The organism is Rhizobium sp. S163 (genome assembly GCF_030380805.1).
In the GTDB taxonomy this organism is placed as follows: domain Bacteria; phylum Pseudomonadota; class Alphaproteobacteria; order Rhizobiales; family Rhizobiaceae; genus Rhizobium.
Window position 1 is genome coordinate 646,063 of record NZ_JAUDSA010000012.1, and the last position, 21,124, is coordinate 667,186.

At 59.9% G+C, this 21,124-nt stretch carries 18 protein-coding genes; 14 read left to right on the forward strand and 4 right to left on the reverse strand.

Annotated elements, in window-relative coordinates:
- The first annotated feature begins 386 nt into the window (after positions 1-386).
- From QTL96_RS12675 to QTL96_RS12740, 14 genes are all read left to right on the forward strand, one after another.
- Positions 387-674: a hypothetical protein gene (locus tag QTL96_RS12675; protein WP_289727880.1), complete on the forward strand. Its 288-nt coding sequence runs from the start codon at positions 387-389 to the stop codon at positions 672-674.
- A gap of 471 nt (positions 675-1,145) precedes the next feature.
- Complete coding sequence (locus QTL96_RS12680) at positions 1,146-2,585, forward strand: exopolysaccharide biosynthesis polyprenyl glycosylphosphotransferase (RefSeq protein WP_112943570.1); 1,440 nt, start codon at positions 1,146-1,148, stop codon at positions 2,583-2,585.
- Positions 2,586-2,635: 50 nt separating this feature from the next.
- Complete coding sequence (gene rfbB, locus QTL96_RS12685; RefSeq protein WP_113168324.1) at positions 2,636-3,685, forward strand: dTDP-glucose 4,6-dehydratase; 1,050 nt, start codon at positions 2,636-2,638, stop codon at positions 3,683-3,685.
- Complete coding sequence (gene rfbD / locus QTL96_RS12690) at positions 3,682-4,578, forward strand: dTDP-4-dehydrorhamnose reductase (protein ID WP_289727881.1); 897 nt, start codon at positions 3,682-3,684, stop codon at positions 4,576-4,578. The genes rfbB and rfbD overlap by 4 nt, the downstream gene beginning before the upstream one ends.
- Entirely contained in the window at positions 4,575-5,453 is an 879-nt protein-coding gene (gene rfbA / locus QTL96_RS12695) for a glucose-1-phosphate thymidylyltransferase RfbA (protein WP_112943624.1), read from the forward strand. Before rfbD ends, rfbA begins: the two co-directional genes overlap by 4 nt.
- A 3-nt stretch (positions 5,454-5,456) precedes the next feature.
- Positions 5,457-6,002, forward strand: coding sequence for a dTDP-4-dehydrorhamnose 3,5-epimerase (rfbC, locus tag QTL96_RS12700; RefSeq protein ID WP_112943573.1), 546 nt, complete (start codon positions 5,457-5,459; stop codon positions 6,000-6,002).
- Between the two features lie 184 nt (positions 6,003-6,186).
- On the forward strand, positions 6,187-7,224 hold the full coding sequence (locus QTL96_RS12705) for a substrate-binding domain-containing protein (RefSeq protein WP_113168326.1): 1,038 nt from the start codon (positions 6,187-6,189) through the stop codon (positions 7,222-7,224).
- A 20-nt stretch (positions 7,225-7,244) separates the two neighbouring features.
- On the forward strand, positions 7,245-8,498 hold the full coding sequence (locus QTL96_RS12710; protein WP_289727882.1) for a glycerate kinase: 1,254 nt from the start codon (positions 7,245-7,247) through the stop codon (positions 8,496-8,498).
- 247 nt (positions 8,499-8,745) lie between these two features.
- Entirely contained in the window at positions 8,746-9,780 is a 1,035-nt protein-coding gene (locus QTL96_RS12715; protein WP_112943575.1) for a Gfo/Idh/MocA family oxidoreductase, read from the forward strand.
- Between the two features lie 11 nt (positions 9,781-9,791).
- Positions 9,792-10,694, forward strand: coding sequence for a sugar phosphate isomerase/epimerase (locus QTL96_RS12720; RefSeq protein ID WP_018896483.1), 903 nt, complete (start codon positions 9,792-9,794; stop codon positions 10,692-10,694).
- Positions 10,695-10,761: 67 nt separating this feature from the next.
- Positions 10,762-11,994, forward strand: a complete 1,233-nt coding sequence (locus QTL96_RS12725) for a sugar ABC transporter substrate-binding protein (protein WP_112943576.1) — start codon at positions 10,762-10,764, stop codon at positions 11,992-11,994.
- Between the two features lie 143 nt (positions 11,995-12,137).
- A complete protein-coding gene (locus QTL96_RS12730; protein WP_018896481.1) occupies positions 12,138-13,040 on the forward strand; it encodes a sugar ABC transporter permease in 903 nt (300 codons plus the stop codon).
- A complete protein-coding gene (locus QTL96_RS12735; RefSeq protein ID WP_112818745.1) occupies positions 13,037-13,864 on the forward strand; it encodes a carbohydrate ABC transporter permease in 828 nt (275 codons plus the stop codon). The genes QTL96_RS12730 and QTL96_RS12735 overlap by 4 nt, the downstream gene beginning before the upstream one ends.
- Complete coding sequence (locus QTL96_RS12740; RefSeq protein ID WP_112818744.1) at positions 13,861-14,931, forward strand: ABC transporter ATP-binding protein; 1,071 nt, start codon at positions 13,861-13,863, stop codon at positions 14,929-14,931. The genes QTL96_RS12735 and QTL96_RS12740 overlap by 4 nt, the downstream gene beginning before the upstream one ends.
- 43 nt (positions 14,932-14,974) lie before the next feature.
- Here QTL96_RS12740 and QTL96_RS12745 read toward each other — a convergent pair whose 3' ends face one another.
- The 4 genes from QTL96_RS12745 to QTL96_RS12760 form a co-directional block, all read right to left on the reverse strand.
- Positions 14,975-16,006 carry an aldo/keto reductase gene (locus QTL96_RS12745; protein ID WP_112943577.1) on the reverse strand — a complete coding sequence of 344 codons (1,032 nt, stop codon included), beginning with the start codon at positions 16,004-16,006 and terminating at the stop codon, positions 14,975-14,977.
- Between the two features lie 50 nt (positions 16,007-16,056).
- Positions 16,057-17,955 (reverse strand): ABC transporter ATP-binding protein, encoded by a 1,899-nt coding sequence (locus QTL96_RS12750; RefSeq protein WP_112943578.1) that lies wholly within the window; start codon positions 17,953-17,955, stop codon positions 16,057-16,059.
- A gap of 10 nt (positions 17,956-17,965) precedes the next feature.
- Positions 17,966-19,774, reverse strand: coding sequence for an ABC transporter ATP-binding protein (locus QTL96_RS12755; RefSeq protein WP_289727901.1), 1,809 nt, complete (start codon positions 19,772-19,774; stop codon positions 17,966-17,968).
- A gap of 274 nt (positions 19,775-20,048) precedes the next feature.
- Complete coding sequence (locus QTL96_RS12760) at positions 20,049-21,008, reverse strand: bile acid:sodium symporter family protein (RefSeq protein ID WP_112943626.1); 960 nt, start codon at positions 21,006-21,008, stop codon at positions 20,049-20,051.
- Positions 21,009-21,124: the final 116 nt, after the last annotated feature.

Below are 21,124 nucleotides of genomic sequence, written 5' to 3' on the forward strand. Positions count from 1 at the left end.
GTTACAGTTGAGCTCGCGCTGCCGCTACTCAGCAGCGGATCGGCGGATGGAGTTGCTCGTCGGCGACATTCCATTCTGAGAAAATCTCACCGATCGCGTGCTTCTTCGCGGGGTGCTGCCGCCACGCGGCGGGACGATATCCGAGCGCGCAAGCCGCTCTTCATCGCGACATGAGTGAGATGACATTTGAGGCGCACGCTGATGACAGATGAACTTAGGGAGATCATGCGCGTTGGCGCGAGACACGCAATCCCGGGTCGGAAAGCCACGATCGCATACCGGCTGCTGCCTACAGCGCCGGTTGCTTTTCGATCGATCCATCAGGCGCCCGATGGGGGAAGGCGGCAGTTCTGCGTTTGTGGCATCGATAACCGAGGTCGATGACGATGGCGTGGAAGAGCGCACGCAAGCGCAGCGTTACATTTCGCAAGCGCCAACAGCGGGATGAGCCCTTCGCTTGGAGCATGCAGCCCTATCGGGAGACCGGACCGCGCGTGATGACCTGCATGGCTCTTGTCATGCCCGAAAATGGATCCGGCAGCGGCCGTGCGCATAACTGGATCGTTCTGATCAGCAACGAGATAAAGTCACGTGCCTATCAGCATAGTTTTGCCGAAATGCAGGCCCGGTCATTTGGTTCTGATGACGATGACGACGATCAGTTCGAAGAGTGATGGCGCAGTGGAATGGGCCGTCTCAACCCTAGTTTCGAATAAATCTGAAGTATAAGTTTGAAGTATTAATACTAAATGAGCAATGCAGGTCGGTCCCGACACTGGGCGCGCTTACAGCGCATGAACGGCCTGCCTTTCATTGTAAGCATCGCTGTCTGGCCCGAGGTTGTAAGGCCGTTCGTGGCGTGGCTTGTCGCTAGCCAATCGTTGGCTCGATTACGCGTCCTCCCGCTCAGGGTCCATGCCACATCAGACATATACTACCAGTACGGTCGAAATTTGTTGGCGTATAAATCGCCTACTCTTGGTTTGTGTTTTCGAGAGTTACTCCCACGCTAAGTAGTATGTTCGACGAAACATCGGAGAAAAACATACTCTGGCTGCGAAATACTAAATAAGGAGTATTGCTGGGCGAATTGTTGGGCGTATTAATCTTGTGTTAACTAGACTGGCGGGTTGAGGATAAACGTTATGACCATGCCAGTGGAACACAGCTGGAACGCGCGGCTTTCAGCCAGAAATGATCGACTGTGGTTCAGCTTCAATGCCGTCGCGACGACCTATGTCGCGGCTGTTCTTGATTTCGCGGCGCTATTCTTTGCAAGCGCCGGTGGGTACATGTTGTACGAGCAAGTATTCTTGGGGATGGATGGCGACTTGTCGCGATTTGCGGGCATCGGCCTGCTTGTCGCCACGGTTTTCGTCTTGGCTATGGGCGGCGCTCATGCTTACCGTCCTGCCGGGCTGTTGTCGTTTCGCCGGCAGATGGCTATTATCTGCACGTTCTTACCAGCGGTCGTTGCGTTTCTTCTTGCGATTGTTTTCTTCCTCAAGATTGGAACAACGGTGTCGCGCGGCGCCATCCTATCGGCCGCCGTTCTATCTTTTGGCACGCTGACGACCCTGAGGCTCGCTTGGTATTCCTACCTGAACCGCGCGGTTGCCCATGCATCTTTCCCGACCCGGCGCGTCTTACTAATATGCCCAGACTCGACGCCGGTTGATCCTTTCATCCACAAGGCTGCGCTGGGCGGGCTATCCATCAAGCATACTATGCACCTTCGCGCTGCCGACGAGGCTCCAAGCCTGCTACAAGAGCGACTTCAGAAGAATGGCATAGCCGAGGTCGATGAGGTCCTGATCGTCTGGGGCGATTATGCCAATGCCGCCGTTCTAGAAGAGTGCCTGTCGGCATTGCGTGAGTTCTGCGTTCCTGTCAGCGTCATGTTTTCGGGCCTGGTCGGCGATATCGCCCAGGGTTTCGCTCAGGATATCGGCGAGAGCCGCGCATTTCAGATCCACCGGCCTCCGCTTGGCTTGGTCGAGCGTATCGTGAAGCGACTGTTCGATATTGCCTTTTCCATGGGCGCGATGATCGTTACCCTTCCGCTGTGCTTGCTGGTGGCGATGGCGATCAAGTTAGATAGTCGTGGCCCTGTCTTCTTCATGCAGTGCCGCAAAGGACACAACGGTAAGCCGTTCCGGATTCTGAAGTTCCGCAGCATGAGCGTGATGGAAGATTCCGGCGTTATCCGCCAGGCGACACGCAACGATGCGCGCGTAACCCGTGTCGGTGCCTTCATACGCTCGACTAGCATCGACGAGCTACCGCAGTTCTGGAACGTTTTGCGCGGCGAGATGTCCGTGGTCGGCCCGCGTCCACATGCGTTGGCCCATGACGATCTCTATGGAACACTGATCGCCCAATACGCTTCTCGCCGGCATGTGAAGCCGGGCCTGACGGGCTGGGCGCAGATCAATGGGCACAGGGGCGAGACGCCGACCGTCGACAGGATGGCTGACCGCGTGCGGCATGATATTTGGTACATCAACAACTGGTCGTTGTGGCTTGATCTCAGGATCGTCGTGATGACGGCGATCGGCTTGCGGGATCGGAGCAACGTCTACTGAGATTTCGTCGTCAATCCTGGTGTTTGCGTTGGTTGAGAGGTGCGTAGGCGATGATACTTGTCACTGGGGGAGCCGGATTCATTGGCTCGAACTTCGTATTGGATTGGCTGGTGCAACACGACGAGCCGATCGTCAATCTCGATGCGCTGACATATGCCGGAAATTTGAATAACTTGCGGTCTGTGGAGAAGGATCCGCGCCATATCTTCGTGCATGGCAACATCGGCGACGCAGCGCTTCTGAGCGATCTCTTCACGCGATACAAGCCAAGCGCGGTTGTAAACTTCGCCGCGGAAAGCCATGTGGATCGCTCGATCCACGGCCCGGAAGATTTTATTCAGACAAACATTCTGGGCACGTTTCGTCTGCTGGAAGCCGCGCGCGCCTATTGGACTGGCCTTGAGACCAAATCCGATTTCCGCTTTCTGCACGTTTCGACCGACGAGGTCTTTGGGACGCTCGATGCTGACGATCCTGCTTTCAACGAAGAAACGAGTTACCGGCCCAACAGCCCTTACTCCGCTAGCAAGGCGGCAAGCGACCATCTGGTTCGCGCCTACTTCCATACTTATGGGCTTCCTGTCGTCACCACCAACTGCTCCAACAATTATGGCCCGCTGCACTTCCCGGAAAAGCTCATTCCGTTAGTGATCCACAACGCGCTCCAAGGCCGTTCTCTGCCGATCTATGGCGATGGTTTGCAGATCCGTGATTGGCTCTACGTGAAGGATCATTGCAGCGCGATCCGGCGTGTGCTGGAAGCCGGACGTCTTGGCGAAACCTATAATATCGGCGGCTGGAACGAGCGCGCCAACCTTCATGTCGTCACAACTCTCTGTGCGGTACTTGACGAGTTGCAGCCGCGAGCCGATGGCAAAAAGTATAGTGAGCAGATCGCCTTCGTCACCGATCGCCCCGGGCACGACCGGCGCTACGCGATCGATGCGCGCAAGATCGAGGCCGAACTCGGCTGGCGTCCGACTGAGACCTTCGAGAGCGGAATTCGCAAGACTGTCCAGTGGTATCTCGACAATGCCGACTGGGTCGAGAACGTAACCTCAGGCAGCTACCGCAACTGGGTGGAGAAGCAATACGCATGACCGTGCTTCTTCTCGGAAAGAATGGTCAACTTGGACGCGGGCTTCAGCGCGCGCTGCTCCCATTCGGTAATCTCGTCGCCTTCGCGCGCGACGAACTCGATCTCGATAAGCCGGAAGTCATCGCCGAGCGTCTTAATGCGGTTCGCCCTGATATCATCGTTAACGCGGCGGCTTATACGCAGGTCGATCTTGCCGAGACGAATGCCGATGCGGCGTTTCGCGTCAACCACAAGGCCGTGAAGGAATTGGCGGATTACGCCCGCCGGAGCGACGCGCTGCTGGTGCATTATTCGACGGACTACGTTTTCGATGGTCGCCAGGAAACGCCTTATTGCGAGAGCGACGAGACGCATCCGTTGAATATCTACGGCCAGTCGAAACGTGCCGGCGAGTTGGCGATTGTCGAGTCCGGCTGTCGGCATCTGCTGTTTCGCACGAGTTGGGTTGTCTCTGCTGATGGCACGAACTTCGTGAAAACCATTCTGCGCCTGGCGCGGGAGCGTCCGAACCTGCGAATCGTCGCGGACCAGTTTGGCGCGCCGACGGCCGTCGAGGTGCTCGCTGATGTCACCGTGCTTGCAATTGCCGCGCATCGGCGCTGCGGCATTGCCGACGGAACCTATCATCTGACTGCGTCCGGACGAACAAGCTGGCACGGACTTGCCCAGCATATTGTCCAAAAGGCGATCGAGCACGGCTTCGTCTCGGCTGTCGATCCGGCCAATATCGAGGCGATTACGACCGAAGAGTTTCCACGGCCGGCCGCACGGCCGCGAAATTCGTCGCTCAACACGAATGCTTTGAGTTCCGCCCTCGGGTTCACCTTGCCTGAATGGACGGTGCATGTCGATCGCGTACTTGATCAATTGAAGGAACGGGGGTGGGCGCTGTGACCCGAAAAGGCATCATTCTCGCCGGTGGATCCGGCACTCGTCTTCATCCGGCGACACTTGCCATGAGCAAGCAGTTGCTGCCTGTCTTCGACAAGCCGATGATCTATTATCCACTCAGCACGCTGATGCTGGCCGGCATCCGCGACATCCTGATCATCTCCACGTCGTTGGATATTCCTCGCTTCGAGCAGCTGCTGGGCGATGGCAGCGCTTGGGGCGTCAAGTTCTCCTACGCCGAACAGCCATCGCCCGATGGTCTGGCGCAGGCCTTCATCATCGGTGAGACGTTTCTCGATGGAGCGCCGTCGGCGCTCGTGCTCGGCGACAACATCTTCTACGGCCATGACCTGCCGATCCTTTTGGCAAGCGGCATGTCGGTCGATCGAGGCGCAACGGTGTTCGCCTATCACGTGCTCGATCCGGAGCGATATGGCGTCGTGGAGTTCGACAAGCGCTTCAGGGCGGTCTCGATCGAGGAGAAACCGGCGGAGCCGAAATCGAACTACGCGGTGACGGGACTCTATTTCTACGACGAACGCGCCGTTGAATTCGCCAAGTCGCTGCGTCCTTCGCCGCGCGGCGAGCTCGAGATCACGGACTTGAACCGGCGTTATCTGGAAGACGGCAGCCTGACCGTCGAAATCATGGGCCGCGGCTACGCCTGGCTCGATACAGGAACGCATGATTCATTGCTTGACGCCGGGCAATTCATCTCGACGCTGGAGCGACGTCAAGGGCTGAAAGTGTCGTGTCCGGAGGAGATCGCGTTTCGCAACGGCTGGATCACCGGCCGACAGCTGGAGCAACTGGCGGCGCCGCTCTGCAAGAACGGATACGGGAAATACCTGATGCGACTGCTGACGGAGGCAGGTTGACCGATGAAAGTCTCTTCACTGGCAATTCCCGAGGTCCTGCTGATCGAGCCCACCGTCTACGGTGATGAACGCGGCTTCTTTTTCGAAAGCTTCAATCAGGCCCGCTTCAACGAAGCGGTCGGAGCTGAGGTTTCATTCGTTCAGGACAATCACTCCAAGTCGGCCAAGGGCGTGCTACGCGGGCTGCACTACCAGATCAGCCAAGCTCAGGGAAAACTGGTTCGGGTGGTCGAAGGCGAGGTCTTCGATGTGTCCGTGGACCTGCGGCGGTCCTCTCCAACCTTCGGGCAGTGGGTTGGCGAAATCCTGTCGGCGAACAACAGACGCCAGCTCTACATCCCGCCGGGCTTTGCGCATGGCTTCGTGGTTCTGTCTGAAACCGCGCAGTTTCTCTACAAGACGACAGATTTCTACTCGCCGCAACACGAGCGTGCCATCATCTGGAACGACGCGACGGTCAACATCGCCTGGCCGATCGCGACAACACCCATCCTTTCATCCAAGGACGCGCAGGCGCCGCTGATGAGAGATGCGGATCTTTTTCCGTAACGGCGTTTCGCGACCATCGCCACATCGGTAGTAGGCAGAGCTCAGACGAGGCGCGAAAGTTGGCGATCGTCGGCCCGCCGTCTTTGGCTCCACTACATATCGTTGCCCTTGGTCCTTTCCGGATCGGTTTTGGTGTGTCACATAAGGTCGGCTAGCCATCGCCACTGGGAGGACGATTGTCGGAATGAGGGGAATTCGCCAACTGGCCAAGCATCTCGATATCTCGATCGGGACCGTGTCGCGGGCGCTCAATGGCAAACCTGATGTGAATGAGGAGACTCGCAAGCGAGTGCTGGCGGCGGCCGAAGAGCTTGGCTATGTGGCGAACCAGTCGGGCCGAAGCCTGCGGCAGGGAACCACAAACGTCATCGGCCTGATGATCGAGTCCAGCAAGGAAACGGTCGAAAACGCCGACAACTTTTTCCTCGGCCTGACCGGCGGTCTGCAAAGCGTGTTTTCACGCCACAAGCTCGATCTCATCATGCTGCCCTGCCCGAGTGACGAGGACCCGCAGGAGTATCTGAAGCGCATGGTGGCGCGTCGTGTGGTCGATGCACTGATCATTTCCGCCACGCAACGCGTCGACAAGCGCATCGACTTCCTGGCCAAGGCAAAAATACCCTTCGTTGCGCTCGGCCGTAGCTCGTCCGGCGGCAATTATAGCTGGATCGACCTCGATTTCGAAGGCGTCGCAGCCTGCGCCGTCGATCGGCTCGTTGCCAAGGGGCATCGACGGATCGCGATCGCGGTGCCATCAACAGACGTCAATCTCGGCTACATTTTTCTCGATGCTTATCGTAGCGCGCTGGAACGTCACGACATTGCCTTTGATCCCGAACTCGTCATTCGCGCGAAGTCGAGTGAGCAAGGTGGATATCAGGCCGGTGACGAACTCATCCGCCTTGATCCTCGGCCTACGGCGATTATTCTGATCTACGAACTGATGGCGATCGGGCTTTACCGACGCATGGTCGAGGCGGGCATCGTCCCCGGTCGAGATCTCGCCGTCATCGGTTTTCGCGAAGAGCCGCGTGCCCGGTTCCTGCAGCCGACACTCACCTGTTTCAGGATGTCGTTGCGCGATCTCGGCGCCGAGCTTGCGGAAACGCTGCTCGCGACCATGCCTGCCTATGCGGATTTCTATCCTGATGGCGCACGCAACACGATTTGGCCGCTTGAGCTCGTTGCGGGCGAAAGCGATGCCTTCAGCCTCGACAGTTGAATTTTCTCGAAAGCCAGCCCATGCAACCGCGCGATTTCCTAAAAGATCTCTTCTCCACCGCTGTTAGGGCGGCCGACCCGCTCACGGGCCTCACCGCCCATCTTCCTGCCAAGCCGAAGGGGCGAACGGTCGTGATCGGCGCCGGCAAGGGCGCTGCACAGATGGCGCAGGCGCTCGAGAGTGTCTGGGACGGTCCCCTCGAGGGTGTCGTGGTGACGCGTTACGGCTATAGCTGCGAGACCCGAAACATTGAGATCCTTGAAGCTTCGCATCCTGTGCCGGATAACGCCGGTCTCGTCGCTTCGAAGCGGCTGATGGATGCGGTGAGCGGGCTTGGTGAGGACGATCTCGTCATCGCGCTGATTTGCGGGGGAGGGTCCGCCCTGCTGCCTTCGCCGCCTGAGGGGCTGACGCTCGAAGACGAGATTGCCATGAACGAGATCCTACTCGCCTCGGGCGCGCCGATCTCCGCGATGAACGTGGTGCGAAAGCATCTCTCCATGATCAAGGGCGGCAGGCTGGCGGCGGCGACCAAGGCGCGTGTTGTCAGCATGGTTGTGTCGGACATCCCCGGCGACAATCCTGCTTATGTTGCTTCCGGCCCCACCGTTCCGGATCGCTCGACGCGGCACGATGCGCTTGACATCATCGCGCAGTACAAGATGTCGCTTCCGCAAGCCGCGCTCGATTTCCTTGCCACGCCGACTGCCGATGCGCCGAGCCCGGATGATCCGGTTTTCGGCCGCCACGAACATCATGTGATTGCCTCGGCCGGCGTCTCGCTGGAGGCGGCAGCCGCGCTTGCCAGATCGCTCGGGGTGGAAGCCGCCATCCTGTCGGATGCTATCGAGGGAGAATCGCGCGATGTCGCTTCGGTACATGCGGCGATCGCTCGCGAAGTGCTTGCCAAAGATCGGCCATTCCAAAAGCCGGTCGTTATTCTTTCCGGTGGGGAAACGACCGTGACGCTCCGAGGCAAGGGCGGAAAGGGCGGCCGCAACGGCGAGTTCGCGCTCGCGATGGCGCTAGCGATCCAGGGTCACGACATGCATTTGCTTGCCGCTGACACCGATGGTATCGATGGGTCCGAAGACAACGCGGGTGCCTTCGCGGATGGGAAAACCGTCGAACGATTGCGCGCCGCCGGTTTCGATCCGCGCCGACTTCTCGATGGCAACGACAGCTATAGCGGCTTCGCTGCGATCGGCGACCTGTTCGAGACCGGCCCGACGGGAACCAATGTCAACGACTTCCGCGCGATCCTGATCCGCTAACCGAAGAATCGCAATCTGATCCGGTCACCTGTGTTCCCGACGGAACGCGGTGCAAAACAGTGCGAAATTTTTTCGTGCTGCGCTGCGGCGCAGCCGGTGTTAAGGCCCCGCATTTGCAGATGTTTTTCGCAGCATTTTTTGTCTGATCGAGTGGGATTGACAGCGAGAAACGTTTCCGCTTAGTATCGTAAACGTTTACGGGGCAAGTTTCGGGAGGAAAGCCGGAAACTGTCCACGGGAGGAAATCGTGACATTGAATGCCGTTCTCTGCGGTTGCGGAGCCATGTCCAAGGGGTGGTTGCGCGCCATCAAGGAAACCCCGGCTCTCGCAGCCGAGATCGAGGTCAAGGGCCTCGTCGACGTCAATCCTGCGGCGGCTGAAAAGCTTGCCGAGGAGTTTGGTTTGAGCGGTGCCGTGATTGGCACGGATCTCGCCGACGTCATCGCAAAATCAAAAGCCGACATCGTCTTCGACGTGGTCATCCCGAGCGCGCGCTTCAACGTGGTGTCAACGGCGTTGAAGGCCGGCTGCCATGTGCTGAGCGAAAAGCCGATGGCGACTTCGCTAGCCGAAGGGGCTGCTCTTATCGATCTCGCCGCCGAGACCGGCAAGGTCCATGCCATCATTCAGAACCGCCGCTTCATCTCGGGCGTTCGCCGCATGCGCCGTTTCGTCGAAAGCGGTGCGATCGGCGATATCACAGGCATCCATTGCGATTTCTTCCTGGCGCCGCATTTCGGCGGTTTCCGCGAAGAGATGCAGAACGTGCTGCTGCTCGACATGGCGATCCACACTTTCGACGCCGCGCGCTTCGTCGCCGACAAGAAGCCGCTTGCCGTTTACTGCGTCGAGCGCAATCCCAAGGGTTCCTGGTATCGGCACGGCGCTTCCGCCAATGCGACCTTCGAATTCGCCGATGATGTCGTCTTCACCTATCGCGGTTCCTGGTGCGCGGAAGGCGAGCGTACGAGCTGGGAAAGCCAGTGGCGCCTCGTCGGCTCCAACGGAATGCTGACCTGGGATGGCGAAGAGGGCTTCAAGGCCGCAACCGCTGGCCAGGTCCCGGGGCTGCTGCACGGCTTCACGCCGGTCGAGGTCCCCGCACCCGAACATGACGAAGAGACGCACGGCCACGCTAGCGTGATTGCGAGCTTCGTCGAGGCGATCAAGACGGGCAAGCGCCCGGAAACGGCAAGTTCCGACAATATCAGAAGCCTCGCCATGGTTTTCGGCGCGATCGAAAGCGCGAAGACCGGCAAGCGTATCGAAATTTCAGCATAAGGATTGAGATTGTGAGCAACCCCGCCAAGTCCATTCGCATCGGAACTATGGTCAGCGCGTCGAAGGGCGGCGCCGACAAGCGGATCGGCCAGATCGCCGATATGGGTTTCGAAAGCTTCGAACCCTTCTTCTGGCAGACGACCAACGGCCAGAACCTTGCCGAACTCGGAAAGCGCTGCGTCGACGCCATCGGCGACCGTGATATCACCATCTCGACGCTCGGCATGTTTGGCAATCCGCTCGAAACCACCGATATCGATCTCGACACGCTCCAGGGCTGGAAGGATTGCATCGACAATGCGCATCACTTCGGCGCCACCTGCGTCGCCGGCTTTACCGGCCGTATCCGTGGCAAGGTGCTGACCGACAGCCTGCCGCGCTACAAGGAAATCTGGAGCGAGCTTGCCAAGCGCGCTGCCGACAAGGGCGTGAAGATCGCCTTCGAAAACTGCGCGATGGACGGCAACTGGCAGACGGGCGACTGGAACATCGCGCACAATCCGGATGCCTGGGAGCTGATCTTCAACGAGACGCCTGATGACAACATCGGCATCGAATGGGAACCGTGCCATCAGATGGTCTATCTGATCGAGCCGCTGCCGCAGATCCGCAAGTGGGCGTCGAAAATTTTCCACGTTCACGGTAAGGATGCAACGATCCGCTGGGATGTCATCAAGGAGCATGGCATCTTCGGTAAGGAGAAGTTCGTGTTCATGCGCACGCCGGGCTTTGGCGACAGCAACTGGACGGACATCATTTCGGAACTGCGCCTCGCCGGCTGGTCGGGATCCATCGACATTGAAGGCTGGCACGATCCTGTTTATCGCGACGCGCTCGAGATGACCGGCCAAGTTCATGCGCTGAACCATTTGAAGCATGCCCGGGGCGGCGACTTCGTCGTCGATCCGGTTTGATGATATCGCGGCCGGCAAGGAGGAATTGCCGGCCTTCGATCTAGGATAACCACAAAGGAGGAGAACCATGGCTATCCGTAAATTTGCAATGATCGGCGCACTTGCGCTGGCGGGCGTGTCGCTCTTCGGCCTAGCCGCCAAGGCCGAAGACGTCACCCTGACCCTCTGGTCGCTTGACCGCGACATTCAGCCGGCGCCGAACCTGATCAAGGAATTCAACGATCAGAACAACGGCATCAAGATCGAATATCGCCAGATCCAATTCGACGACGTCGTCAGTGAATCGATGCGCGCGTTTTCGACCGGCAAGGCGCCCGATATCATTGCCATCGACAACCCGAACCACGCGATGTTCGCTGCCCGCAAGGCCTTCCTCGACCTGACCGACATGATCGCCAAGTCGACCGTGATCAAGCCCGAGAACTACTTCCCCGGACCGCTGAAGTCCGCCACCTGGGACGGCAAGCTCTACGGCGTGCCGAAGGCGACGAACACGATCGCGCTCTACTATAACAAGGACATGTTCAAGGCCGCTGGCCTCGATCCTGAGAAGCCGCCGCAGACCTGGGACGAGCTCGTTGCGGACGCCAAGAAGCTTACCGATCCGTCGAAGAACGTCTACGGCCTGACCTTCTCGGCAAAGGCCAACGAGGAAGGCACCTTCCAGTTCCTGCCTTGGGCGCAGATGGGCGGTGCGACCTACAAGACGATCAACGCAGACGGTGCCGTCAAGGCGCTGACGGTCTGGAAGCAGATCATGGACGAGAAGCTTGCTTCTCCTGATACGCTGACTCGCAGCCAGTGGGACGCGACCGCCACCTTCAACGCCGGCAATGCGGCCATGGCCATCTCCGGTCCGTGGGAAATCGACCGCATGCTGACGGACGCCAAGTTCGACTGGGGCACTGCGCTGTTGCCGGTTCCGCAAGAAGGCGCGACGCGGTCTTCGGCCATGGGCGATTACAACTGGGCGATCTTCTCCAGTTCCAAGCATCCGGCGGAAGCCTTCAAGGCGCTCGAGTTCTTCGCCTCGAAGGATGACACGATGTACCAGAAGTTCGGCCAGCTGCCGGCTCGCTCCGACATCGCCATCCCGCCGACTGGCAACAAGCTGAAGGACGATGCGCTGAAGACCTTCGTCGAGCAGCTGAAATATGCTCAGCCGCGCGGTCCGTCGCCGGAATGGCCGAAGATCTCCAAGGCAATCCAGGATGCGATCCAGGCCGCACTGACCGGCCAGATGTCGCCGAAGGATGCGCTTGATCAGGCCGCCGAGAAGATCAAGGCCGTCGAAGAGTGACATATCAGGGCAAGCGGAGCGTGCGCGACGCGCTCCGCCTGTCCGACCCCAATGGCGTTTTCGCCATCCCACCGTTTCCTCCCGGCAGGGGCTGTCTTCCGCGCAAGCGCCAGGCAGCCCCGTTCGGAGCTTAAGGGGTATCCATGAAGAGGCTATTTTCCAGCATCACCGATGGCCGCGGGTTCGATATCACGCTTGTCACCCTGCCGCTCATCTTCCTGTTCGTGCTCGCGGGCCTGCCGCTCGTCTATAACATCGTCATGAGTTTCCAGGAGGTCGACATGTTCAGCCTCGGGACCTTCGTGCGCCCCTTCGTCGGTTTCAAGAACTATGTCGATCTGTTCAAGCAGCCCGAAACGCTGCCGATCATCTATAACACTGTGCTGTTCGTCGTCGGCTCCATTGCCGGCCAATTCCTGATTGGCTTCGGCCTGGCGCTGTTCTTCTGGGTGAACTTCCCGGGCGCCTCTTGGCTGCGAGGTCTGTTCCTCGTTTCCTGGGTCATGCCCGGCCTTGTCGTCGGCGCGATCTGGAACTGGGTGCTATCGGGCGACTTCGGCGTCTTGAATTTCATCCTGCGCGAAAGCGGGTTAATCAGCTCCAACATCTTCTGGCGCTCGGACCCCAATTTCTCGCTCTGGGCCGTCGTCATCGCCAATATATGGCTTGGCACGTCGTTCAACATGATCCTGCTCTCGGTCGGCCTGTCTTCCATCCCTGGCGATCTCTATGAAGCAGCCGAACTCGACGGCGCCAATGCCTGGCAGCGCTTCTGGACGATTACGCTGCCGATGATGCGCTCGACCATCGGTGCCATTGTCTCGCTGGGTCTGATCTTCACGCTACAGCAATTCGACCTGTTCGCGGCCATCACCGATGGCGGGCCGAACAATTCGTCCAACGTCACGCAGTACTGGGCCTGGGACCTGTCCTTCCGGCAATACGACTTCGGCAAGGGCGCCACGATCTCCGTCATCATGATCGTCTTCGTGATGTTCGCCTCGATCGTCTATGTCCGGTCGACAAAACATGAGGTGCGCGGATGAGCGATACCAACCGCAACCGCCTGATGCTTTTCATCGCGATCGTTCTGGCGGCAATCTATCTCTTTCCGCTCTACTGGATGTATATCACGGCGCTGAAAAGTGGCTCGGAGATGTTCGCCAATCCGCCGAGCTTCTGGCCATCCTCACCGCAATGGGGAACCTACACCTATGTGTGGGAAAGCCGGAACATGGGGCGCTATCTCTGGAACTCTGTCGTCATCGCCTTCGGTTCCGTGGCGCTGATCACGGTGCTCGGCGTCGGCTGTGCTTATGTGTTGGCGCGCTATCGCAACATGTGGGTGGATATCGGCCTGTTCCTCATCCTCATGCTTCAGGTCCTGCCGGCATCGCTGATGATCACGCCGATTTTCGTGGGCTTCTCGCAATTCGGCTTGCTCGACTATCCGCGCTTCGCCGTGATCCTGGCGATCGCCGCGAAAAGCATGCCGTTCTTCGTGGTCCTGGTGCGTGCGACCTTCATGGCCGTGCCGATGGAGCTTGAGGAAGCAGCGCTTGTCGACGGCAACTCCCGTTTCGGCGCCTTCTTCAATATCGTACTGCCGCTGGCCCGCAACGGCATTCTCGTCAGTGCGATCCTGATCTTCATGCAGGCCTTTGGTGAGTTCGTCTATTCGAAGTCGATGATCCAGGAAGCCGAGCTTCAGCCAGCCAGCGTCGGTCTCAACTCCTTCATGGGACCGAACACCAGCGAGTGGAACAATATCATGGCCTACGCCACGATGTATGTGACGCCCGTTCTCGCCATCTTCGTTCTCTTGCAGCGCCGCATCGTATCCGGCCTCACCTCTGGAGCCCTCAAATGACCAATCAGATCGAGCTCAGCGGCGTCAACAAGCATTATGGCGCCTTCCATGCGCTGAAGAACATCAACCTTGAGATCACCAAGGGCAGCTTCGTGGCGCTCGTCGGTCCATCGGGCTGTGGGAAGTCCACCCTGCTGCGCTCGCTGGCAGGCCTGGAGAGCATCTCCGAAGGTGACCTGAAGATCGCCGGCGAGCTGATGAACAACGTGCCGCCGCGCAAGCGCGACGTTGCCATGGTGTTCCAGTCCTACGCGCTTTATCCGCACATGACGGTCGAGGAAAACCTGACCTATAGCCTGCGCATTCGCGGTGTCGCCAAGGCCGAAGCAAAGAAGGCCGCGGCCGATGTGGCGGCGACCACCGGTCTCTCCAACCTACTGAAGCGATATCCGCGGGAATTATCGGGCGGTCAGCGGCAGCGCGTGGCGATGAGCCGCGCCATCATCCGTCACCCCAAGGCGTTCCTGTTCGACGAGCCGTTGTCGAACCTCGATGCGGCGTTACGCGTTCACATGCGCAAGGAAATCCGGGCGCTGCACGATCGGCTCGGCGCGACCTCGGTCTACGTCACCCATGACCAGATCGAGGCGATGACCATGGCTGACCACGTCGTCGTCATGCGCGAGGGCGTCATCGAGCAGCAGGGCAAGCCGCTCGAGCTCTACGACACGCCGGCCAACAAGTTCGTGGCCGGCTTCATCGGTTCGCCGGCGATGAATTTCATTCCTGGTGTCGTGCAGGCGGACGGAAGCGGCCTGGCGATAGATCTCGGAACGGTCAAGCACACGCTGCTGAGCAATCGCCAGCTCCAGCCGGGCCGCAAGGTCACTGTCGGAATCCGTCCGGAGCATATCGGCATCACAGCGACAGGGCAGGGGACATTCGACATCCCCGTTGACGTCGTCGAATCCACGGGTTCGGCAACCTTCATCACCGCGGCGACTACACCGGAACTCACGATCGTTGAAACGGGCCGCAGCACGGCCCGCGGCGGCGAGACGATCGGCGTTACCATCGATCCGGCACAGGTGCATCTGTTCGACGACGCGACTGGCGTCCGTATCTGAAGGTACAAGGCAGCGGCGGTATATGCCGCCGCTGACTAATGATTTACCGCCCGCCCTCGAGCTTGCGGTGGCGCTGGTTCGTTCCACCGACCCCGTAGGGATAGTCGAAGGGGTGCGGCGCGCTGATCTCGGTGAGGCGGCGCATCTCCTCGTCGGAGAGGCTGATCTTGGCCGCGCCGAGGTTCTCCGCCAGTTGCTCCGTCGTGCGGGCGCCAAGGATGACAGACGTCACGGCCGGCCGCGCCACGGTCCAGGCGAGCGCCACTTGCGCCATGCTGCAGCCCTTGGACTTTGCGATGTCTTCCACTGCGCCGATGATGTCCCAAGTCCTCTCCTGGGCGTTGCGCTGGTCGTAAGATTCCATGCCGCGCTTCGGATTTTCGCCAAGCCGAGTCGCGCCCGTCGGCATGTGGTCACGGCGGTATTTGCCCGTCAGCCAGCCGCCGCCGAGAGGCGACCAAGGCAGCAGGCCCATGCCCGCATCCTGGCAAGCCGGCACGACCTCGAGTTCGATATCGCGCACAAGCAGGCTGTATTGCGGCTGCAGCGTCACCGGCCGGGTGTAGCCGCGCGCCTTGGCGATTTCGGCCGCCTTGGCGATATGCCAGCCGACGTAATTGGAAAAGCCGTAATAGCCGATCTTGCCGCTGGAGACGGCATCATCGAGGAAACGCAGCGTCTCCTCGATTGGCGTCAGGGCGTCCCATGCATGCATCTGGTAGAGATCGATGTGTTCGACGCCGAGACGTCTAAGCGAGTCGTCGAGCGCGACGTTCAAATGCCGCCGCGACAGCCCGATATCATTCGGGCCGTTTCCCATCGGAAACCGTCCCTTCGTTGCGATCACCGCCTGGCGGGCCTCGGTCGGCCGCTCCTTAAGCCAACGACCGATAATCTCTTCCGAAACGCCGGCGCTATAAACGTCGGCGGTGTCGATGAAATTGCCGCCCCATTTGAAATAGTCGTCGAGTATCTTGTGCGAGGTGGCTTCGTCGGCCTCCGCGCCGAAGGTCATCGTTCCCAGGCAGTATGGCGCGACGATTGTCCCGCTTGGTCCAAGCTTTCGATAATCCATTGAACATCCTCCGTGTCGAAATCGTTTCTCTGTTTGGATCGCCGATAAGGCTAGGTCGCCGGTCCGCTTGCTGCCGTCTCTTCCAGAACTGTTTCCGGAATATCGTCAAATGACGCGTAGTTGAGGTCGTATAGCCGCGCGTAAAGCTTGCGGTTCGCCATGAGCTGCTGGTGGCTGCCACTCTCGACCAACTCGCCGTTCTGCAGAACGATGATCCGGTCGGCTTCGCGAATGGTCGCCAGCCTGTGGGCGATCACCAGTCCGGTGCGGCCTTCCAGCAATTTGACCAGCGCCTTCTGGATCAGCATCTCCGTATAGCTGTCGATATTCGCCGTCGCCTCGTCCAACACCAGGATTTTCGCGTCGGCCACCAGCGCACGCGCGAAGGACAGAAGCTGGCGCTGCCCGAGCGAGAGATTGCCGCCGCGCTCGCCCAGTATGCTGTCGTATCCCTCGGGCAGCCGCATGATGAAATCATGCGCGCCGACTGCCTTGGCTGCTTCGATAACCTTCTCCCGCGTCGCGTCGTGCTTGTGATAACGGATGTTTTCGAACACGGTTCCGGTGAAGAGAAACGGCTCCTGCAGCACCATGGCGATCTGGTCGCCGAGCGAATCCTGAGTAAGCGCGCGGACATCGTGGCCACCGACGAGCACTTGCCCCTGCTGCACGTCATAGAAGCGGTGGATCAGCGACATGCAGCTCGACTTGCCCGAGCCGGTCGGGCCGACAAGAGCGACCGTTTCGCCCGGGTTGACCTTGAAGCTCACATCCTTGAGCACCGGATGCTTCGGATTATATCCGAAGACCACGTCGCGGAACTCGACTGAGCCGTCCATGTCCTTGGAGAGAACCACCGCATCGGCTGCGTCCTTGATGTCGATCGGTACATCGAGCACTTCGGTCAACCGCTGGCCGGATGCCATGGCGCGCTGCATGACGGAGTATTGGAGCGTAAGAGAACGGATCGGGTCGAAGAAGCGCTGGATGTAGAAGAGGAATGCCACGAGCACGCCGACATCCAGCGCCTGGTTGAGCACGCGCGCGCCGCCGACGACGATGACAAGCGCCATGGCGACGCCCGTCAGTGAATCGACGATCGGCACCATCACCTGCGCGTAACGCGCTGCGGTGAGATGCGTCAGAAGGTTTGCCTTCGCCTTGTCGTCGTAAAGCGTGAAGTTGACGCCCTGCCGGTCCATGCTCTGCACCGCGCGCACGCCATGGATCGCCTCAGCCAAGGCGCCGTTCGCCACCGAATTGGTCTCATGCGCTGCCATGAAGGATTTGCGGGCAAGCGGCAACCAGAACAGGCGGACGATGAACAGGATCGGCAGAACCGAAAGCGTCAGCAGGCCGAGTTTCGGATCGAGATAAAGCATGACGCCGACGATACCGACGAGCAGCGTCATATCGCCGACCGAGAGAACCGATGTTTCCAGGAATTCCTGCATCGAATTGACGTCGCCCTGCAGGCGCGACATCAGCCGGCCGACCTCGGTCTTGTCCATGAAGGACAGCGAGACGCGCTGCAGATGCGAGAACATCTGCCGGCGAATATCGAAAAGCACGTTCTCCGCCACGCCGCCGACAAGAGTCTCCTGTGCGTAGCTCGCCCCGTAATTGATCATGATCGCGACGAGGAAGACCACGACGGCCCATGTCAGCGCCGAATGGCTGCCATCCTGCTGCATGCCATGGTCGATCGCATAGCGGATAATCAGCGGAATCATCAGCTGCATCAGCGTGAACGTCAGCACCGCGCAGACCGAAAGCACGACGTCGCGCCGATAGGGGCGAACGAAGGCCCATATCCGCTTGATGACGTTGCCGTCAAAGGCCTTGCCGAACATCTCCTCTTCGACGCGCTGCGATCCCACCACCGCGCGCGGCGGCCGGCGTCCGTCCTCGCGAACGTCGGAGCGTTCAGTTTCCATTTCCTCGGCCATGTCTTCCTCCCTAGGCGCTCACAGCTTCATCGCCGGGACGCACCTGCAGATCGTAAAGCGCCTTGTAGCGCCCGTTCGCGGCCAGCAGCTCCTCGTGTGTGCCGCGCTCGACGATCTCGCCTTCTTCGATGAACAATATCTGGTCCGCATGCATCAGCGAGCTCAGCCGGTGGGCGACGATGATCGTTACCCGGTCGGCGGCGTATTTGCGCATCGCGGAGCGGATGCGCTGCTCGGTCGCGGCATCGATCGCGGCCGTGGAATCGTCGAAGACCATCACCGCGGGCTTCAGCATCAGGGCTCGGGCGATCGACAGGCGCTGGCGCTGACCGCCGGAGAGCGACACGCCGCGTTCGCCAACGACGGTGTCGTAGCCCGTCGGCAGCCCGAGCACGTAGTTGTGCAGCTGCGCGCTTTCACTGGCGCCGGCGATGCGGCTTTCCTTTGCCCATGGGTCGCCATAGGCGATATTGTTCTCGATCGATGTCGTGAACAGGAAAGAATCCTGCTGCACGATGGAGACGGAGCGGCGCAACGACTGAAGAGTCGCCTTGCGGACATCCTGGCCGTCGATTGTGACGCGGCCGCCGGTGACATCGTAGAAGCGCGGGATGAGATGCGCGAGCGTCGACTTGCCGCTACCGGGTGGGCCGACGATGCCGATTGTCTCGCCGCGTTTCGCCTCGAAGGAGACGCCGCGCAGCGCCTGTTGTGTTGGCGTGCTTGGATAGCTGAAGCTTACATGCTCGAACCGAAGCGTACCCTCGGTGATCTTCATCTCCTTCGCATCTGGCGCATCGCGAACGGCGATCTCGAGATCGAGCAGCTCGAACAGTCGGGTGCCGCAGGTCGAAGCGCGGGCGAAGGCGTTGACCATCAGGCCGAGTTGGCGCACCGGCATCTGCAGGATGGTCATGAAGGTGAGGAAGGATGCGAGCGTCCCGACCGTGATTTCGCCCGATATCACCTTGCCGCCGCCAACCCAGAGCACGAGGCCCATGGCGGCGAAAAAGGAAAAGGTCATGGCGCTCGTATTGATGACGCGGATCCCGACGCGTTGATGCGCGAGCTCCAGCGCGCTTTTGGACGCCGCTTCGAATTTCGACATCTCATAGGCGTGGGATGCGAAGGCGCGGACGACGCGAATGCCGCCGAGGTTTTCTTCCATAATCCGGGTCAGGACCGAAAGCCGCTCCTGCAGCACCAACCATGTGGCGCGCAACCGCAGCTGGGTCACCGATGAACGCCAGCCGACGAAGGGAACGAAGCTCAGCGCCAGGAGGCCGAGCACCACGTCGGTCGACAGAAGCATGTAGGCGCCGATGCCTATCAGCATGGTCAGCAGCACCATGCGCACCAACGCCGTCGAGAAATACATGCGCACGCCTTCCAGATCGAGCAGGCCGATGGTGATCAGGTCGCCCGAGTGCACGCTGTCGTGGAAGCTGAAGGAGAGCCGCTGGATCTTTTCGTAGCAGGCAATGCGAAGCTCGTAGCCCATGTGGTGGCCGACGCTTTCGCTGTAGTAGTTCTGCACCATGGTGAAGACGCCGCGCATGACGCTGGCGCCGAGCAACAACAAGGCGGTCGTCAGCAGCGCATCCTGGGCGACAAGGCCAGCAGCGCCGCCCTCGACGACCGCCTGGGTGTGATCCACCGCGTGCCCGAGCAAACGCGGGATCATCAGCTGGAACGAAGAGGCGATCAGGGTGGCGCCGATCGCAAGGCCGGACTGCCATGGGTGGCGCAAGGCCATGACGGTGATGCGGACCAACGTGGAGAGGCCCTTGCCCCATCCTGCCGCAGTCGCCTTTGCCATCGAAGCCGACGGCTTCGCTACACGGTTCAAAGCATCGCTGCTCACGGTATCATTCCAAAATAGAGGTGTATCGGCGCGGGTCCGCAAGGGACGGCAAATCGATGACGGGATTGGTTAGCGCGCTTACTTTTGACGATTCGAACCGGCCGTTCAAGTAAACAATTCACCAACTGGTTATTTTATCGTGAGGCCCTGCCGGGCGGGTGACGGAAAATGAAAATGGCCCGCTTTCGGCGGGCCATTCGATCGATTGTGTGGCGTTTGCGGTGAGAGATCAGGATGCCTCGAGCGGCTTGTTTTCCGCGGCGTCATCGGTCCGACTGGAGAAGTAGTTCGCCAGAAGCGCGCCGGAGATATTGTGCCAGACGCTGAAGATGGCGCTGGGCACGGCTGCCACCGGCGAGAAATATGCGGTAGCGAGCGCGGCGCCAAGGCCACTGTTCTGCATGCCGACTTCGATGGCCAGCGCCTTGCGCTTGTAGAGATTGAGCCCGAACGCCTTGGCGGCGAAGAAGCCGAGCAGGTACCCGAGGCCGTTGTGCAGGACAACGACGGCGAAGATCAAAAGGCCGGACTGCGCGATTGCGCCCTTGCTGGCGCCGACAACGGCCGCGACGATCAGCACGATACCGACGACGCTTACGAGCGGCAGGGCAGGCACGGTCTTTTCGACCAGGCGCGGCAGCACCTTCTGTGCCAGGAAGCCCAGCGCCAGTGGCAGGATGATGACCTGCAGAATGCTCATGAACATCGCCATGGCGTTTACGGGCAGGTATTGGCTTGCGAACATCCAGACGAGGAAGGGCGTGACTATCGGAGCTGCCAAGGTGGTGACGCTGGTGCAGGCGACGCTCAGCGCCACGTCGCCCTTGGCGAGATAGGTCATCACGTTGCTCGATGTGCCGCCGGGGCAGCAGCCGACGAGAATGACGCCGGCGGCAACTTCCGGCGGCATCGGGATGAGCACGGTCAAGAGCAGAGCGAGCGCCGGCATGATGACGAAATGCGCGACGACGCCGATCGCGACCTCGACCGGGCGGTGGCTCAGTTCGCGGAAGTCATCGACGGAGATGGTCAGGCCCATGCCGAACATTATGATGCCGAGCAGCGTGACGATATAGGGCGTCACATGCTTGAACACATCCGGCAGCAGGAAGCCGAGCACGGCGAACAGGATGACCCAGAGGGCGAATGTCTTGCCGACAAACGCGGAGAGTGACGTGAGGAGTTTCATGCCGATAACCTTAAGCAAACATATGCCCCGGCTTTTGAGCGCAAGGCTTTTGCTGTCAAGGTCGTTAGCGCTGCTTTCGGTTCCGATCGCTACGGATCGGCGCGTTTCGATAAGAA

What these genes read in the sequence shown, in the direction of transcription:
- QTL96_RS12675 (WP_289727880.1), top strand. Translation starts at nt 387, where the DNA reads ATGGCGTGGAAGAGCGCACGCAAGCGCAGCGTTACATTTCGCAAGCGC.
- QTL96_RS12680 (WP_112943570.1), top strand. Translation starts at nt 1,146, where the DNA reads ATGACCATGCCAGTGGAACACAGCTGGAACGCGCGGCTTTCAGCCAGA.
- rfbB (WP_113168324.1), top strand. Translation starts at nt 2,636, where the DNA reads ATGATACTTGTCACTGGGGGAGCCGGATTCATTGGCTCGAACTTCGTA.
- rfbD (WP_289727881.1), top strand. Translation starts at nt 3,682, where the DNA reads ATGACCGTGCTTCTTCTCGGAAAGAATGGTCAACTTGGACGCGGGCTT.
- rfbC (WP_112943573.1), top strand. Translation starts at nt 5,457, where the DNA reads ATGAAAGTCTCTTCACTGGCAATTCCCGAGGTCCTGCTGATCGAGCCC.
- QTL96_RS12705 (WP_113168326.1), top strand. Translation starts at nt 6,187, where the DNA reads ATGAGGGGAATTCGCCAACTGGCCAAGCATCTCGATATCTCGATCGGG.
- QTL96_RS12710 (WP_289727882.1), top strand. Translation starts at nt 7,245, where the DNA reads ATGCAACCGCGCGATTTCCTAAAAGATCTCTTCTCCACCGCTGTTAGG.
- QTL96_RS12725 (WP_112943576.1), top strand. Translation starts at nt 10,762, where the DNA reads ATGGCTATCCGTAAATTTGCAATGATCGGCGCACTTGCGCTGGCGGGC.
- QTL96_RS12730 (WP_018896481.1), top strand. Translation starts at nt 12,138, where the DNA reads ATGAAGAGGCTATTTTCCAGCATCACCGATGGCCGCGGGTTCGATATC.
- QTL96_RS12735 (WP_112818745.1), top strand. Translation starts at nt 13,037, where the DNA reads ATGAGCGATACCAACCGCAACCGCCTGATGCTTTTCATCGCGATCGTT.
- QTL96_RS12740 (WP_112818744.1), top strand. Translation starts at nt 13,861, where the DNA reads ATGACCAATCAGATCGAGCTCAGCGGCGTCAACAAGCATTATGGCGCC.
- QTL96_RS12745 (WP_112943577.1), bottom strand. Translation starts at nt 16,006, where the DNA reads ATGGATTATCGAAAGCTTGGACCAAGCGGGACAATCGTCGCGCCATAC.
- QTL96_RS12750 (WP_112943578.1), bottom strand. Translation starts at nt 17,955, where the DNA reads ATGGCCGAGGAAATGGAAACTGAACGCTCCGACGTTCGCGAGGACGGA.
- QTL96_RS12755 (WP_289727901.1), bottom strand. Translation starts at nt 19,774, where the DNA reads ATGGCAAAGGCGACTGCGGCAGGATGGGGCAAGGGCCTCTCCACGTTG.
- QTL96_RS12760 (WP_112943626.1), bottom strand. Translation starts at nt 21,008, where the DNA reads ATGAAACTCCTCACGTCACTCTCCGCGTTTGTCGGCAAGACATTCGCC.